Consider the following 16393-nt stretch of genomic DNA (forward strand, 5'->3'; position numbering starts at 1 on the left):
ACGCGTTATGTAGGTCGGCCTTTAGGCCGTCAAAATATGTGCCACAGCATTACGTAGGTCGCGCCCGTAGGCCGGATGAGACGAGGCACGAGGCGTTATCCGGCATTGAAGGTTGAATCGAGGCACGAGGCTTGATCTGACAATGAAAAATTTGAAGATGATTTAAATTAACCAAAAAAGAGCCATACAACACAATGAAAGTACTTACCGTTTTTGGTACACGCCCTGAAGCCATAAAAATGGCCCCTTTGGTTCATGCTTTAGCAAATGATGAACGATTTGAATCCAAAGTGTGTGTCACAGCTCAGCATCGTGAAATGCTAGATCAAGTATTAGAACTATTTAAAATTACGCCAGATTATGACTTAAACCTGATGAAAGCAGGGCAGACGCTGCCCGAGGTCACCAGCCGAATTTTGTTAGGACTCACACCCGTTTTAAAAGAGTTTAAACCAGACGTAGTGTTGGTTCATGGCGATACAGCGACCACCTTTGCGGCAAGCTTAGCAGCGTATTATGAACAAATAGCCGTTGGTCATGTTGAAGCGGGTTTACGCACAGGCAATATTTATTCACCTTGGCCAGAAGAAGGCAATCGTAAATTAACGGGAGCTTTAACAAAATACCATTTCGCACCAACAGAAAATTCAAAACAAAACCTGCTTAATGAAAACATCACCAGTTCAAATATCCACGTAACGGGCAATACAGTAATAGATGCCTTATTACTGGTAAAAGCTCAAATTGAATCTGACACAGCGTTAACCGATTCTCTATCTGCTCAATTTCCTATGCTAGACAGCAGCAAAAAGCTGATACTGGTGACAGGCCATCGACGCGAAAGCTTTGGCGGTGGTTTTGAGCGCATTTGTGAAGCGCTAGCGCAAACCGCAAAAGCGCACCCAGATGTCCAAATACTCTACCCAGTACACTTAAACCCGAATGTACAAGAGCCAGTAAATCGCATTTTAAGTGACGTAGATAACGTACATTTGATTGAGCCGCAGCAATATTTACCTTTTGTGTACTTAATGAACCGCTCGCACATTATTTTAACGGACTCAGGTGGCATACAAGAAGAAGCGCCAAGTTTAGGTAAACCTGTTTTAGTAATGCGTGATACAACAGAACGCCCAGAAGCTGTAGAAGCGGGTACGGTGAAACTGGTTGGAACGGATGTGGTGAAAATCACCACGGCACTAAATGAGCTACTAACGAATGACGTGGCATACAGTGAAATGAGCCGTGCTCATAACCCTTATGGTGATGGCAAAGCATGCCAACGAATTTGCGATATTTTGGCAGTCTAATTTAAAAATTTATAATCTGTAGGTCGTGCCTTCAGGCCGACAATAGTCAGATTAACAGTAATGTAGGTCGTGCCTTTAGGCTGACAATGGTCAGGTTAACAGTAATGTAAGTCGTGCCTTTAGGCCGACAATTACTACAGCAACAACAAATTTTAAAAGTGAAGGAATATCATGTCTTTTAATACAATTTCTGTGATTGGTTTAGGTTACATCGGTTTGCCTACTGCGGCTATGTTTGCCTCTAGAAAGAAAAAGGTGATTGGTGTAGATGTAAATCAACATGCAGTAGACACCATCAACCGTGGAGAGATTCACATTGTTGAGCCAGATTTAGACATGATTGTTCATGCTGCCGTCACAGAAGGCTATCTAAAAGCAGTGTTAAAGCCGGAGCCTGCGGATGCTTTTTTAATTGCTGTTCCGACACCTTTTTTGCCGATTCAAATGGAAGGGGATATTCCTCAGCCTGATTTAAAGTACATAGAAGCGGCAGCAAAGGCGATTGCCCCCGTGTTAAAAAAAGGTGATTTGGTTATTCTGGAATCAACGTCTCCTGTGGGCGCAACGGAACAAATGGCAGAGTGGCTTGCTGCAGCGCGCCCTGATTTAACCTTTCCGCAAACAGCGGGAGACAATGCCGATGTGAATGTGGCCCATTGCCCTGAACGTGTTTTACCCGGTCATGTGGTACGTGAATTGGTCGAGAATGATCGCGTAATCGGCGGCATGACGGCGAAATGCTCTGCTCGCGCTGTCGAATTATATAAAACCTTTGTTCAAGGTGAGTGCGTTATTACAAATGCTCGCACTGCAGAAATGGCAAAACTAACTGAAAACTCTTGTCGAGACGTACAAATTGCCTTTGCCAACGAGCTTTCTATTATTTGTGACAAGCTTGATATCGATGTATGGGAGCTGATCTCATTAGCGAACCGTCACCCACGAATCAACATTCTACAGCCAGGGCCTGGTGTGGGTGGTCACTGCATCGCGGTTGATCCTTGGTTCATCGTCAGCAAAACGCCAGATGAAGCCAAACTAATTCATACAGCACGTAAAGTAAACGATGCCAAACCAGAATGGGTAATTAATAAAGTTAAGATTGCGATTGCTGACTTTCTACAAGCGAATCCAGATAAAACAGCGAAAGACGTTACTATTGCATGTTATGGCTTGGCTTTTAAACCGGATATTGATGATTTACGTGAAAGCCCAGCGCTTAATATCACGAAAAAAATTGCCAAAATGCATATGGGAAAAGTGATTGCGGTAGAGCCAAATATCAAAGCACTGCCTGCTATGAATACAACGCTTGAGCTTGTGAGCTTTGAAGCTGCGAAGAAAATAGCAGATGTTCATTTATTATTGGTGGATCATAAAGAATTTAAGAAAGAGTCCTTTGGGTCTAATTATCTTATTGATACAAAAGGTATTTGGGGGTAAGTGGCAATGGATATTTTAGAGTTAATTGGAAGAGAGCGAGAGCTTTTTGAAACGGATATTTCTAATAATGATGAAGAACTGGCAGAAATTGTTTCATCTTCATCTTTTCTTGTTCTTGGTGGCGCTGGTTCAATAGGTCAAGCAGTAACGAAAGAGATCTTCAAGCGTAATCCGAAAAAATTACATGTTGTTGATATTAGTGAGAACAATGTTGTCGAGTTAGTGCGAGACATTCGCAGTTCATTTGGTTATATCAATGGCGATTTTCAAACGTTTGCCTTAGATATTGGTTCTGTTGAATATGATGCTTTTATTAAAGCAGATGGGCAGTACGATTATGTGTTGAATTTATCTGCACTGAAGCATGTTCGCAGTGAAAAAGATCCTTTTACTTTAATGCGCATGATCGATGTGAATGTCTTTAATACAGATAAAACGATTCAACAGTCTATTGATTGTGGTGCTAAAAAATATTTCTGTGTTTCCACGGACAAAGCAGCTAATCCTGTCAATATGATGGGCGCTTCTAAGCGTATTATGGAGATGTTTCTAATGCGCCGTAGTGAGCAGATTTCAATTTCGACAGCTCGCTTTGCAAATGTGGCATTTTCTGATGGGTCTTTGTTGCATGGTTTTAATCAGCGAATTCAAAAGCAACAACCTATCGTGGCCCCAAATGATATCAAGCGCTATTTTGTTACACCGCAAGAATCCGGTGAGCTTTGTTTGATGTCATGTATTTTTGGTGAAAATCGAGACATATTTTTTCCTAAACTCAGTGAAGCACTACACTTAATTACCTTTGCCGATATTGCGGTGAAATACCTAGAACAGAGAGGTTATGAGCCTTATCTATGTGATAACGAAGATGAGGCGCGAGAGCTTGCAAAAATCTTACCTGCGCAAGGTAAATGGCCGTGTTTGTTTACATCAAGTGACACAACGGGTGAAAAAGACTTTGAAGAATTCTTTACAGACAAAGAAACCCTTGATATGGCCCGTTTTGAAAACCTAGGAGTGATAAAAAATGAGCCAGTATACCAAAAAGAGCTTCTAGCATTATTTGAACAAGAAATTGCAACTTACAAGAAAGAAAAAGCGTGGACAAAAGAGCACATTGTTGAGTTGTTTCACAAAATGATTCCTGACTTTGGCCACAAAGAGACAGGCAAATATCTAGATAGCAAAATGTAGGGTGTTGAATGAGTGCAGATGTAGTTAGTTTTATCCGAGAGCTTTATCGCACTAACGATTTTGTTCCGTTACATGCGCCAACTTTTAATGGTAATGAGCTGAAGTATGTTACAGAGACAATAGAAAGCACCTTTGTCTCTAGTGTGGGTAAGTATGTTGATGACTTTGAGCGTAAGATAGAAGCTTACACGGGAAGTATCAAAGCAATTGCGACGGTTAACGGCACGGCTGCACTTCATACAGCACTTTATATGGCAGGCGTGAAATCAGGTGATTATGTTATTACGCAGGCATTAACCTTTGTTGCGACCTGTAACGCATTGCATCATATGGGAGCAGAGCCTATTTTTGTTGATGTGGCAAAAGTGAGTTTGTCGCTGTGCCCTGTCGCCTTAGATAACTACTTAACTGACAACGCATATAGTAACGATAAAGGTTGTTTCCATAAGACGAATAACCGACGAATTGGTGCGGTTGTTCCTATGCACACATTTGGGCACCCTGCAGAACTGGATGAAATTGTCGCTGTTTGTGCTAAATGGAATATTTCTCTCGTGGAAGATGCCGCTGAAAGTTTGGGGTCTTTTTATAAAGGTAAGCATACAGGGACGATTGGTGATCTTGGTGCGTTAAGCTTTAATGGCAACAAGATTATTACGACTGGCGGTGGTGGTATGGTGCTATGTAAAGATGCTGACTTAGGAAAGCATACTAAACATGTGACGACGACAGCGAAAGTGCCACACCCTTATGAATTCTTTCACGACGAGCCAGGTTTTAATTATCGATTACCGAATTTAAATGCTGCTTTAGGTTGTGCTCAAATGGAGTCATTACCTGGTTTTCTCCAACAAAAACGTCTCATTGCTCAGCAATATCAAGCATTTTTTGCTAATACGGAATTTGATTTTGTCGATGAACCTGATTACGCCCAATCAAACTATTGGCTAAATGCAGTGATTTGTCCCGATGAAGAAACACGAGACCGTTTGTTGAAAACAACTAATGAGGCGGGTGTAATGACTCGTCCTATTTGGAAGTTGATGCATCGTTTGCCTTTTCTCTCTAATTCGTTAAGAGGTGATTTAACCAATTCCGAGTTCATTGAGGCTCATCTAATAAACTTGCCTAGCTCACCTATTTTAGATGGAATTGAGGTATGACAAAAAAAATAGCGGTATTTACAGGGGCTCGTGCTGAATACGGACTTTTGTACTGGTTGCTTAAAGATATTCAGGCTGACCCTGAATTATCCTTACAATTGCTTGTTTCTGGCATGCATCTTTCTCCCGAGTTTGGTGAAACGTACAAACAAATAGAAAAAGACGGTTTTACAATAGATGAAAAAATAGAAATTCTTTTATCATCAGATTCGGCTGTGGGTACCGCCAAAAGCATGGGGCTAGGGGTTCTAGGGTTTGCTGATGCACTTTCTCGATTGGCCCCTGACGTACTGATTATTTTAGGCGATAGATTTGAAGCGTTAGCCGCCGCTCAGACGGCTATGATTTTACGTATTCCTGTTGTTCATTTACATGGTGGTGAGATTACGGAAGGTGCCTATGATGATGCTATACGCCATGCCATCACTAAATTAAGTTATTTGCATGCCACCTCGACAGAAGAGTCCCGTCAACGAGTAATACAGCTTGGAGAGTCACCAGATAGAGTTTTTAATGTAGGTGCTATTGGATTGGATCATTTAAGCCGAAGTTGTTTTATGTCTGTGGAGGAATTAGCTGCGTCGCTTAATTTTTCATTGCGACAGCCGTATGTAGTTGTTACTTACCATCCTGTGACGTTAGCTGACGAAGACCCAGTGGCCTCTTTCACTGCTTTGTTGGAGGCGCTTGATGTATATCCCGAAGTACAGGTTATTTTAACCTATCCCAATGCTGATGATGGTGGTAGACGAATTATCCCATTGCTTAAGGGTTATGCAGCAAAACAATCTCAGCGTGTATTAGCAATACCTTCTTTGGGGCAGGTGCGTTATTTGAGTGCCATAAAACATGCCTCTGCAGTGGTTGGCAATTCATCAAGCGGTATTATTGAAGTGCCATCGTTAGATGTTCCAACAGTAAACATAGGTATGAGACAAAAAGGTCGACTAGCAGCTAAAAGTGTTTTGGATTGTCAAGCGAATAAGTCTGCAATCAGCCATGCCCTAGATGTTGCCTTGACCAAATCTTACAAAAATGACAATGAGCAGATTGATAATCCCTATGGTCAAGGAAGTGCAAGTAAGCAAATTATTTTTATGATTAAAAATTTGAAGTTTGCGTCAGTGAAATCTTTTTATGATGTGAAGGTAAGTGATTAGTATGACTCTCATTATTGCAGAAGCAGGCGTAAATCATAATGGTGATGAAAAGCTTGCTTTTCAGTTGGTAGATAAGGCTCATGAAGCGGGGGCTGATATCGTTAAATTTCAGACCTTCAAAGCCAAAAACTTAGTAACAGCAGAAGCGCTTCAGGCCGATTATCAGGTGACTAATACGGGTAAGCAGGAATCTCAGTTGGCTATGTTGAGTCGTTTAGAACTCAGTTATGATGCCCACCATCAGTTGGTGGCTTATTGCGCCAAATTAGGCATTGAGTTTTTGTCAACGGCTTTTGATAGTGAAAGTTTAGATTTTTTGGTTAATGATTTGAAGCTTACTCGATTAAAAATTCCTTCCGGTGAAATAACGAATGCCCCTTTGGTCTTACAGCATGCTCGAACTGGCTGTGACCTTATTGTTTCAACCGGTATGGCAACTTTGGCTGAAGTGGAGGCCGTGCTGGGTGTAATTGCCTTTGGTTATACCACTCCCCCTGATGCGGAGCCATCGGTAGATGCTTTTCAATCTGCTTATTTTTCAGAAGTTGGTAAAAAAGCACTAAAAGACAAAGTGACAGTGCTGCATTGTACCACTGAATATCCAGCCCCACTTTCTGATATTAACCTTAGAGCTATGGATACATTAGCCTCTGCTTTTGGCTTATCTGTCGGATATTCTGACCACAGCGAAGGCATTATTGTGCCAATAGCTGCTGTTGCGCGTGGTGCAACTTTAATAGAAAAGCATTTCACACTGGATAAAAACATGGAAGGGCCTGATCATAAGGCTTCATTGAACCCTATAGAGCTTAAGTCGATGGTTCAGGCAATTCGCTCTGTGGAGCTAACGTTGGGTGATGGAATTAAAGGGCCACGACCATCTGAAATTAAAAACAAAGTCGCCGCGCGCAAAAGCCTAGTTGCTGCACGCAATATTAGCGCGGGACAAAAGATTACAGAAGATGATCTAGTCGTGAAAAGGCCGGGTAATGGAAAGAGCCCATACAGATTCTGGGAAGTGCAAGGTAAAGTTGCCAGTAGAAATTATAAAGCAGGAGACTTAGTTCTTGAATAAGTCTGTATTGGTGTTGGGGGCCGGTGGGCACGCCGCAGTCGTAGTAGAGATGTTGCGGCAACTTGACTATAAAATCGTGGGTTTGGTTGCTCATGAACCACCAGTTTTCCAGCCTGTATTTGATGGCATACCTTGCTTTTTATCAGACGATGATGTGCTGTCATTTGATAAAAGTACTGTTTTATTAGTGAATGCGATAGGTTCACTACCAGGGCAAAATACTCGCTTTAATGTGTACAAAAAATTTAAAGAGTTGGGTTATCGCTTCGCGACGTTAGTATCACCAAACGCCATCGTCTCAGATTATGCCACTCTATCTGAGGGTGTGCAGGTTATGCCAGGAGCGATTATTAATGCAAATGCATGTATTGGAGATAACAGTATTATTAACTCTGGTGCGATTGTTGAGCATGATTGTGTGATTGGGCATCAGAGTCATATAGCGCCAGGTGCAGTAATAAGTGGCGGTGTGATAACTGGTGAGTTTGTCCATATTTCAACGGGTGCAAAAATTATTCAAGGCATACATATCGGTGAACATACTGTGGTTGGAGCTGGTGCAACTGTCAATAAACATTTAGAGAGCAACAAAACACTGTACGTTGCCAAACCCTTTTTGCGCTAAAGGATTATTAAAATGAGTTATGACTGGAAAAACATTCTGATTAAACCGGATCAGCCAATACGTGATGCACTGGCTGTTATTGATTCTGAAGCACTTAGAATTGCTTTAGTTGTTGATAGCGATTTATGTTTAGTCGGTGTTGTGACAGACGGAGATATACGTAGAGGATTACTTAAGAGTTTAACATTGTTAGATGCTGTTGAATTGATTATGAACAAATCACCTTTGACTATTGCCCAAAATACTCCTCGTAAAGATGCAGTTAGAATGATGCAGTCAAAAGGTATTCTGGCAATACCCATTGTGAGTGAAATGAAGATTGTTGGTCTAGAAACCCTGCAAAAAATGGGCGAACAACAGAGCAAGCTTAACCCTGTTTTTCTTATGGCCGGTGGTTTTGGTACTCGTTTAAAACCTTTAACTGACAATTGTCCTAAGCCTATGTTAAAGGTTGGTGAAAAGCCCATTCTTGAGGTTATGCTTAATAGTTTTATTAAGTCAGGCTTTGTGAATTTTTATATTTCTACCCATTACCTTCCCGAGATGATCCGTGAGCATTTTGGAGATGGCTCTAAATGGAATGTAAAAATTACTTATGTACATGAAGAAATACCTTTAGGCACAGGTGGAGCCCTTGGTTTATTACCTGCAGATGTACCAGATTTGCCATTAATTTTGATTAATGGCGACATTTTAACGAATGTGGATTTTGAGAGAGTGCTTGAGTTTCATATCAAGCATCAAGCTGCGGCTACTATGTGTGTGCGTGATTATGAATATCAGGTGCCATTCGGTGTAATTAACGGTGAAGGTAATAAAATTATTAGTATGGTTGAAAAACCTGTTCAGCGTTTTTTTGTCAATGCTGGCATCTATGTAATCAATTCGGAGATACGTAATTCTGTACAGCAAAATGTTCGCATAGATATGCCGACCTTGCTCGAGCAATTTATATCAAAATCACAAAATGTAATGATGTTTCCTATTCATGAGTATTGGCTCGATATTGGTCGGATTGAGGATTATAACAGAGCCCAGGTCGATATCATGAATTTGGAGTTTTAGTAATGAATAAATATGCAGTAATTGGCATGGGTAGTATTGCTAAAAGACATTTGAAAAACTTAAGGTTTTTATATCCTGATGCAGATATTTACGCTGTATCTTCTAGTGGAAAAAACTTTATATTACCAGAAGATACAAATGCTCTTATTGGACTCGATGAGCTTATAAGGTTAAAGCCAATCTACGCTATTATTGCCTCTCCAGCTCCATATCATATAGATACAGCCAAATTATTACTTGAGAATAATATTTCAGTATTAATTGAAAAGCCTTTAGCTTCCGATAGTGATGATGCTGCTAAATTTCAGGAGTTTTATTTGTCAGGGAAATACCCAAGAGTAGCTATTGGTTATTGTTTACGTTTTCTGCCTTCGGCTCTTGTCGTTAAAGGTTTTTTAGAAAAAGACGGTTTGGGTGTCGTTTACAATGTAAGTAGTTCAGTTGGTCAGTTTTTACCTGCATGGCGTTCAGACAAAAATTACAAAGACTCGGTATCAGCACAAAAAAAACTTGGTGGTGGTGCTTTACTTGAGCTTAGTCATGAGCTTGATTATTTGACATGGTTTTTTGGCTCAATGGAATTACAACACAGTTGTTTGAGAACAACAGATGAATTAGGGCTTGAAGTAGAAGAAATAGCGAATCTAGTTCTTACAACGGCTTCAGGCATTTACATTTCTGTGCATCTTGATTTTATTCAGAAATCGACGCAAAGAAAATGTGAGTTGATTGGTGAAAAGGGTCGTCTTGTTTGGGATTTGCTTGCAAATACTGTAACCTTCTTTGATGCCACTGCGACTAAAGTTATCTATTCAGACGAGCAGTACGATAAAAATACAATGTATCTGGATATGTTGAGAGCATTTTCTGATGTAAAGAATCAAGGAATGCAAGAGTTGGCTACCGTCGATTCTTCTTTGAAAGTTATTCAGCTCATTGATGCTGCGAAAAAAACACATAAAGGAATAGCCTCTTGAAAACAATCGCATTTATTTTTGCCCGTGGTGGTTCGAAAGGGCTCCCTGGGAAAAATGTTAAGCCGTTAAATGGTAAACCGCTTCTACAGTATTCCATAGAAACGGCAAGAAAAGTTTTACAGATTGAAGATGTTTTTGTATCTACGGATTGTGAAATTATAGCTGAAGTGGCAAAAGCCAATGGAGTGAAAGTAATTAAAAGGCCTGAGGAATTAGCTACAGATTCTAGTCCAGAGTGGCTTTCTTGGCGTCACGCTATTGAGTATGTTACTGAACATTACGGTGCTTTTGATCGTTTTGTAAGTTTACCAGCAACAAGCCCTTTGCGTAGCTACGTAGATGTAGTTTCCGCGCTAGAAAAACTGGATAGTACAGGGGCTGATATTTGTATTTCGATCACTCCAGCAAGTAGGAGTCCTTATTTTAATATGGTTAAAATATTGCCAGATGAAAGTCTTGAGATAGTAGTTAAGCCTGAAGGCTTAGTTAATCGTCGACAGGATGCTCCAGAAGTTTTTGATATTACCACCGTCGTTTATGTATCTTCAGTGTGTTTTATAAAAGAGCAGTCTTCAATTTTTGCAGGTAAAGTTGTTGCTACTGTTGTACCAAAAATTAGAGCGGTAGATATCGATGATATTTACGATTTTATGTTTGCTGAATCTGTTCTGAAGAGTGGGATGTATGATTCTTAATGATAAAAAAATATTAGTAGTGGGGGCCGCTGGACTTTTAGGCGCCACTTTAGTTAAAGAATTGGTGGCGCAAGGTGCCAAGGTAGTTGCTGTAGATATAAGTCTAGAGCGTTTAGAAAAAAAGTTAATTGAGAATGATTTAGATCTTAAAGGTGGTTTTGTTGAGACTTGGCAGCTAGATTTGGCTGATAAAGATGCAGTTGTCTCTATGTTTAACTCTTTGGATGGAGTTAATGGTGCCGTTAACTGTGCGTATCCCAGAAATAAAAAATATGGAAAGCATTTTTTTGATGTGAGTGTTGAAGATTTTAATGAGAATGTATCATTAAATCTTGGCTCCTCCTTTTTGCTTATGCAACAATGCGCAGTTTATTTTAAACGTACAAATATTCCTTTTTCGTTGGTAAACATATCTTCGATATATGGCGTAGTAGCACCAAAATTTGAGATTTATGATGGTACAAGTATGACCATGCCAGTGGAGTATGCCGCCATAAAAGCAGCGCTGATTCATTTATCAAAGTATACGACCAAGTATGTTTCGGATAGTCGGTTCAGAGTTAATCTAGTTAGCCCTGGGGGGGTTTTTGATCACCAACCTGAGTTATTTCTTGATAAATACAGAAAGCATACTTTTGGGACTGGCATGCTTGATGTCGATGATGTCTTGGGAAGTATTATTTTTCTATTGTCAGATAAATCTAAATATATTAATGCTCAAAACCTTATTGTTGATGATGGGTTCACCGTTTGATTATTATGAAAGATAAACTTCTTTTTGTCCCACAGCACATGGCATCATTGAGAGAAATGCTGTTGATATCAAATGCTTTAAGTAATGGATGTTGTATTTTTTATATGACTTTTACAGTCTCTGATAATATCTTATCAGAAATAAAATCAAACGGTTCTGAAGTTGTTTTTGTCGATGGACTTCTATTGCGTTCTGTTGAAAAAAAGAAAAAAAGAAATGAAATAATTAAATTTTTAATGAAGCTTCCTGTTTTAAGCTTTTTTATTGATTTTTTTGTGATGAGGTTTCTTACCAGGTCTCTTCATTCTAGAATAGAAAAAGATATTGTTTTTTTTGGAGAGTTAGTCTCGAAATATAGTATAAAAAAAGTAATTTTAACAACAGATAGATCAACGGGTGCGGAACTAAGTATTGCAGCATTAGCTACTAGAGTAAAGTTGGAGTTAATTGTAATTTCTTTTGCTATTTCAGCAGGTATAGACTCTAGTGAAAAAATGAGAAAGTCATGTTTTTATTATTATGAAAAAAATATAAGTTGGAACTCGACTTTACTACCTAATGGTAAAATCATCAGTTTTTTTAAAAAATTTGAGAAGAAAGTTATTGAATCGCTTGGAGTTAAAATTGATAATCCTTGGGTTCTTGGTGCTGGCTTTTCTGATTGTATGTTAGTAGATTCTATTCGAGAAAAAGAACGCTTAGTTGAAATGGGTGGTAATAGCGATAAATATTTTGTGGTTGGGCAAATCTCACACGACAAAGTGTTTAGGTCAAATATTAATAGAATGGATGTCAATAAGAAAGTAAGAAAAAAATATAATCTAAAAAGAGAATCAATAGTACTAGTTGCAGTGCCTCAATACTACGAACATGGCTTGTGTGATAAAGAAACTCATTTTTCTATTATTAATGAAATGATTGAGATCTTGTCTTGCTTAAATTATGATGTGGTTCTAAGTCTTCATCCAAAAATGAATCGACACAACTATGAATTCATTGCTTTTGATAAAGATAATGTAGTTATTGTTGATGAAGATCTAAATGAAATTCTTCCGATTTGTGATGTTTTTGTTTCAACCTATTCTTCAACCTTGTCTTGGGCATTACTTTGCTCAAAAAAAGTTATAATCATTGATCATGTTTTATTGGGTTACACTGACTTTTTATCAGAATATAATCTTCCAGTTCTAAATAATAATAAAGAATTATATGACTTTCTAACAGGATCTCCTTTTCTATATGATAGTAGTTTTTATAGTTATGATAAGGACTTAGTAAATAAATTGTCACCATTTGATGGTGAATGTGTGAGTAGAATTGCCGATATTTTGAGATGTAAATATGATGAATAAAGGTTTACTAAACTTACTCAGTTTCTTAGTTATAGGTTTTTTGCCTTATCTAATAAATATATTTATGCTACCTTTTTATTCGAAGTTTTTAGATGAAAGAGATTTTGGGATAATTGGTCTCGCGATGGCGTTTTTGTTAATATCTTCATCATGGTCTAATTTACAGTTGCCTGGGGCTATCTCCAGAATCTATTTTGATTATTCTGGAATTAGGTTGGCTTCTTTTATTTCTACTTTGATTAATTCAAGTATTTTAGTGTGTGTAATATTTTGTTTTTTTTATTTGGTCGCATCAGATTTTCTTGTTAATATAATTTATGGGCAACCAAAATTTTATTGGGTTCATGTCTTAACTGTTTCCTGCTTGTTTTTAAGTTGTACAAATACTGCTTTCGAGAGGTTGATGATAGCACAACAGCGCGGCTCAGCCTTGCTATTAAGATCTATTCTAGCTCAATTTTTTTCTGTGGCTAGTGGTCTTTATTTTATTTGTTATCTTCAACTTGGTGTTGTAGGGTTCATGGTTTCTCAGAACATATATTTTCTTTGTATTCTTATATTTTCAATTTTGTTAGCTAAAAATAACTATGTTTTTGTATTAGAGAGGCAGTATTTATTGGAAGGCATTAAATATAGTTATCCACTTATTTTTCATGCGTTAGGAGGTGTAGTTTTTATGTATTCAGGAGCTTTTTTTATTAAAAGTTTAGTGGGTATTACTGCACTAGGTGTTTTTACTGTAGCGGATAGATTTTCACAAATACCTAAGGCAGTTATTGGCTCATTTAATAATGTGTATTCACCTATGTATAATAAAATATATAAGAATGGAGGGGCTGTAGCTAAATTTTCAAGCTCAGCTCAAAAATTTTTCTCAACTATTTTTGCAGTCTTCTCTTCTTACTTCGTCTTTGTAGCAGCGGCTTTTGTTAATGAATATATGATTGGTGAGTATGGTGAGGTTGAGAGTATTCTTCTTATATTAGTGCCTGCTTACTTTTTTAGATCTATGTTTTGTTTTTCTTCAGCTCCAATATTTTATCATAAAGACACACATTATGTTCCTATTATTACTTGTTTAAGTGGTCTGGTTATAGTTCTTTTATCTTACCCTATAATTAGCATATTTGGTGTGCTAGGTGCTGCCTCATTAGTTGCTTCAGGATTTTTATTTACGTTTATACTCTCAGAACTGATATCTAGACGTAAATATATTATTTATACTTTCAAAAAAGAGAGCTTTTTTTCTTTTTCAATTGTTTATATTTTTAATGTGTCTTTTATGCATTATTTAAGTATTGATAGTTTTATCGCGCTCTCTATGTTTTCAGTTTTAGCTGCAACATTGAATTTGATTGTTTTTTATTATTTTAATTTATTTGGATTTAAGGATTCTATAATGTATTTAAGGTGTATCAATGATTAAAAAAGGCGTTTTTATTATTGCAGAGATAGGTCAGGCTCACGATGGAAGTTTGGGAATCTTACATTCATACATAGATGCAGTTGCTGAAACTGGTGTTGATGCAATTAAATTTCAAACTCATATTGCTGATGCTGAAAGTAGTGAATTTGAAAAGTTCAGGGTTAATTTTTCTTATGTTGATAAAACTAGGCGGGACTATTGGGAGCGAATGTCTTTTACAAAAGCACAATGGAAAGCTATAAAGCAGCATTGTGATGATGTAGGACTTGAATTTATTAGTAGTCCGTTTTCAATCAGTGCTGTAGAACTGCTTGAAAACCTTGGTGTTAAAAAGTATAAATTTGGTTCGGGTGAAATATCAAATATGCTGATGCTCGAAACTGTTTGTAAAACTGGTAAAGATATCATTTTATCAAGTGGTATGAGTTGCTTTAATGAACTTGATAAAGCTGTTGGGATTGTAGAAGGATATGGTAATAAGCTTACACTTTTGCAATGTACAACAAAGTATCCAACTTTTCCAGAAGATGTTGGTTTAAATGTTATAACTGAAATGAAGAAAAGATATGGTGTAGATGTTGGCTTGTCAGATCACTCCGGAAATATTTTCCCCTCTTTGGCAGCTGTTAGTCTAGGCGCCTCAATGATTGAGGCGCATGTCGTTTTTGATAAAAGAATGTTTGGTCCAGACTCTTCTTCCTCATTGACGGTTGATGCGTTTAAAACTCTTGTGACGGGAGTGCATGATATTTCAAAAATGTTGTCAAATCCAATTGACAAGAACGACATAGCTGAAAAACTAGAGTTAAAAAAAATGTTTGGTAAGTCTTTAGCTGTTAGAAAAGCTTTACCAAGTGGTCATATAATAACTATTGAAGATTTAGAAACAAAAAAACCGGCGGGTTATGGAATCCCTGCATCTGACTTTAAATCAATTATAGGTAAGAAATTGAATAAAAGTTTAGATCAATGGGCATTTTTAACTGAGAATGATATTTTATGAGAAAAATAAAGGTATGTGTTGTTGTTGCAAGCCGTGCTAACTATGGTCGGGTGAAATTCTTATTAAAAGCACTACAGGAAAATGTTGATATTGAATTGCAAATACTTGTAGGGGCTTCTCTACTACTTGAACGCTTTGGCAAGGCAATCAATGTTATGAAGGAAGATGGCTTTGAGCCGAATAAGGCAATTTATTACACTGTCGAAGGTGAAACTCTTATTACCCAGGCTAAGTCAACAGGTATGGGGATTATAGAGTTAGCCACTGCATTTGATGAACTAGCTCCTGATTATGTTGTGACTGTTGCTGATAGATATGAAACTATGGCGACTGCAATTTCTGCAACTTATATGAATATTCCTCTTATACACCTACAAGGTGGCGAAGTAAGTGGAAACATCGATGACCGAGTTAGGCATGCAATTACAAAACTTGCTGATTTTCACTTTGTGGCAACAGAGAAAAGCAGAGAACGAGTTATAAGGATGGGTGAGCACGAATCTTCAGTTTTTAACTTTGGATGCCCTGCAATGGATGTAATTGCTAGTTGCGATAAATCAATCTCAAATGAACATATGAAAAAATATGGTGGTGTTGGATCGGAAGTTGATTGGAGTAAGCCTTATATTTTAATGATCCAACACCCAGTAACAACCAGTTATGGGGACGGCTTCTCTCAAGTTGAAAGTACTCTTAATGCATTGCAAAAATTTGAGAGTGTTCAAAAGGTTGTACTATGGCCTAACGCGGATGCTGGTGGTGAGGATGTTGCAAAAGGAATTAGAACGTTTCGTGAGAAAAATATGTCAGATAACTTTCATTTTTATAAAAATTTCTCTGCTGAAGATTTTATTCGAGTTTTGAATAATGCAGTATGTGCAATAGGTAACTCATCTTCTTTTTTACGTGAAGGTGAGTTTCTTGGTGTTCCAGCAGTTGTTATCGGCGATAGACAGAATTTGAGAGAGCATGGTGAAAATGCAATTTTCACTAATTATAATGAAGAAGAAATTTTTAAGGCTTTAAAAAAACAAATTAAGCATGGAAGATACGTTCAAGGGCGTGTGTTTGGAACTGGTGATGCAGGAAAAAGAATTGCTGAAATTATTCCAACTCTTAAAGCTAACCTACTAAAACCAATGACGTATTGA

Annotated in this window: 15 protein-coding genes; all 15 read left to right on the plus strand. The window is 37.9% G+C overall.

All coding sequences use genetic code 11. The features are described 5' to 3' along the window. The first annotated feature begins 194 nt into the window (after positions 1–194). The 15 genes from wecB (at position 195) to neuC (KPL72_RS20150) (ending at position 16393) form a co-directional block, all read left to right on the plus strand. Entirely contained in the window at positions 195–1310 is a 1116-nt protein-coding gene (gene wecB, locus KPL72_RS20080) for a non-hydrolyzing UDP-N-acetylglucosamine 2-epimerase (protein WP_219704222.1), read from the plus strand. 171 nt (positions 1311–1481) lie between these two features. Then, complete coding sequence (gene wecC / locus KPL72_RS20085; RefSeq protein WP_219704223.1) at positions 1482–2753, plus strand: UDP-N-acetyl-D-mannosamine dehydrogenase; 1272 nt, start codon at positions 1482–1484, stop codon at positions 2751–2753. Between the two features lie 6 nt (positions 2754–2759). Then, positions 2760–3947, plus strand: coding sequence for a UDP-N-acetylglucosamine 4,6-dehydratase (locus KPL72_RS20090; RefSeq protein WP_219704224.1), 1188 nt, complete (start codon positions 2760–2762; stop codon positions 3945–3947). Between the two features lie 8 nt (positions 3948–3955). Further along, positions 3956–5110 carry a LegC family aminotransferase gene (locus KPL72_RS20095; protein WP_219704225.1) on the plus strand — a complete coding sequence of 385 codons (1155 nt, stop codon included), beginning with the start codon at positions 3956–3958 and terminating at the stop codon, positions 5108–5110. After that, a complete protein-coding gene (gene neuC, locus KPL72_RS20100; RefSeq protein WP_219704226.1) occupies positions 5107–6270 on the plus strand; it encodes a UDP-N-acetylglucosamine 2-epimerase in 1164 nt (387 codons plus the stop codon). Before KPL72_RS20095 ends, neuC (KPL72_RS20100) begins: the two co-directional genes overlap by 4 nt. A 1-nt stretch (position 6271) precedes the next feature. After that, positions 6272–7345 carry an N-acetylneuraminate synthase gene (gene neuB / locus KPL72_RS20105; protein ID WP_249422369.1) on the plus strand — a complete coding sequence of 358 codons (1074 nt, stop codon included), beginning with the start codon at positions 6272–6274 and terminating at the stop codon, positions 7343–7345. Next, complete coding sequence (locus tag KPL72_RS20110) at positions 7338–7970, plus strand: acetyltransferase (RefSeq protein WP_219704227.1); 633 nt, start codon at positions 7338–7340, stop codon at positions 7968–7970. Before neuB ends, KPL72_RS20110 begins: the two co-directional genes overlap by 8 nt. 12 nt (positions 7971–7982) lie before the next feature. Then, positions 7983–9035 (plus strand): nucleotidyltransferase family protein, encoded by a 1053-nt coding sequence (locus KPL72_RS20115; RefSeq protein ID WP_219704228.1) that lies wholly within the window; start codon positions 7983–7985, stop codon positions 9033–9035. Positions 9036–9037: 2 nt separating this feature from the next. Next, positions 9038–10012, plus strand: coding sequence for a Gfo/Idh/MocA family protein (locus tag KPL72_RS20120; protein ID WP_219704229.1), 975 nt, complete (start codon positions 9038–9040; stop codon positions 10010–10012). After that, positions 10009–10707, plus strand: a complete 699-nt coding sequence (locus KPL72_RS20125; protein ID WP_219704230.1) for an acylneuraminate cytidylyltransferase family protein — start codon at positions 10009–10011, stop codon at positions 10705–10707. Before KPL72_RS20120 ends, KPL72_RS20125 begins: the two co-directional genes overlap by 4 nt. Then, positions 10697–11461: an oxidoreductase gene (locus KPL72_RS20130; protein ID WP_219704231.1), complete on the plus strand. Its 765-nt coding sequence runs from the start codon at positions 10697–10699 to the stop codon at positions 11459–11461. Before KPL72_RS20125 ends, KPL72_RS20130 begins: the two co-directional genes overlap by 11 nt. 5 nt (positions 11462–11466) lie before the next feature. Continuing rightward, positions 11467–12813 carry a CDP-glycerol glycerophosphotransferase family protein gene (locus KPL72_RS20135; protein ID WP_219704232.1) on the plus strand — a complete coding sequence of 449 codons (1347 nt, stop codon included), beginning with the start codon at positions 11467–11469 and terminating at the stop codon, positions 12811–12813. Beyond that, positions 12803–14239: a lipopolysaccharide biosynthesis protein gene (locus KPL72_RS20140; RefSeq protein WP_219704233.1), complete on the plus strand. Its 1437-nt coding sequence runs from the start codon at positions 12803–12805 to the stop codon at positions 14237–14239. Before KPL72_RS20135 ends, KPL72_RS20140 begins: the two co-directional genes overlap by 11 nt. Continuing rightward, complete coding sequence (locus KPL72_RS20145; RefSeq protein WP_219704234.1) at positions 14232–15242, plus strand: N-acetylneuraminate synthase family protein; 1011 nt, start codon at positions 14232–14234, stop codon at positions 15240–15242. The genes KPL72_RS20140 and KPL72_RS20145 overlap by 8 nt, the downstream gene beginning before the upstream one ends. Next, entirely contained in the window at positions 15239–16393 is a 1155-nt protein-coding gene (neuC, locus tag KPL72_RS20150) for a UDP-N-acetylglucosamine 2-epimerase (protein WP_219704235.1), read from the plus strand. The genes KPL72_RS20145 and neuC (KPL72_RS20150) overlap by 4 nt, the downstream gene beginning before the upstream one ends.

It is taken from the genome of Marinomonas lutimaris, from assembly GCF_019426345.1.
Taxonomy (GTDB): domain Bacteria; phylum Pseudomonadota; class Gammaproteobacteria; order Pseudomonadales; family Marinomonadaceae; genus Marinomonas; species Marinomonas lutimaris.

What these genes read in the sequence shown, in the direction of transcription:
- KPL72_RS20140 (WP_219704233.1), top strand. Translation starts at nt 12,803, where the DNA reads ATGATGAATAAAGGTTTACTAAACTTACTCAGTTTCTTAGTTATAGGT.
- KPL72_RS20145 (WP_219704234.1), top strand. Translation starts at nt 14,232, where the DNA reads ATGATTAAAAAAGGCGTTTTTATTATTGCAGAGATAGGTCAGGCTCAC.
- neuC (WP_219704226.1), top strand. Translation starts at nt 5,107, where the DNA reads ATGACAAAAAAAATAGCGGTATTTACAGGGGCTCGTGCTGAATACGGA.
- neuB (WP_249422369.1), top strand. Translation starts at nt 6,272, where the DNA reads ATGACTCTCATTATTGCAGAAGCAGGCGTAAATCATAATGGTGATGAA.
- KPL72_RS20130 (WP_219704231.1), top strand. Translation starts at nt 10,697, where the DNA reads ATGATTCTTAATGATAAAAAAATATTAGTAGTGGGGGCCGCTGGACTT.
- KPL72_RS20115 (WP_219704228.1), top strand. Translation starts at nt 7,983, where the DNA reads ATGAGTTATGACTGGAAAAACATTCTGATTAAACCGGATCAGCCAATA.
- wecC (WP_219704223.1), top strand. Translation starts at nt 1,482, where the DNA reads ATGTCTTTTAATACAATTTCTGTGATTGGTTTAGGTTACATCGGTTTG.
- KPL72_RS20090 (WP_219704224.1), top strand. Translation starts at nt 2,760, where the DNA reads ATGGATATTTTAGAGTTAATTGGAAGAGAGCGAGAGCTTTTTGAAACG.
- KPL72_RS20135 (WP_219704232.1), top strand. Translation starts at nt 11,467, where the DNA reads ATGAAAGATAAACTTCTTTTTGTCCCACAGCACATGGCATCATTGAGA.
- neuC (WP_219704235.1), top strand. Translation starts at nt 15,239, where the DNA reads ATGAGAAAAATAAAGGTATGTGTTGTTGTTGCAAGCCGTGCTAACTAT.
- wecB (WP_219704222.1), top strand. Translation starts at nt 195, where the DNA reads ATGAAAGTACTTACCGTTTTTGGTACACGCCCTGAAGCCATAAAAATG.
- KPL72_RS20095 (WP_219704225.1), top strand. Translation starts at nt 3,956, where the DNA reads ATGAGTGCAGATGTAGTTAGTTTTATCCGAGAGCTTTATCGCACTAAC.
- KPL72_RS20120 (WP_219704229.1), top strand. Translation starts at nt 9,038, where the DNA reads ATGAATAAATATGCAGTAATTGGCATGGGTAGTATTGCTAAAAGACAT.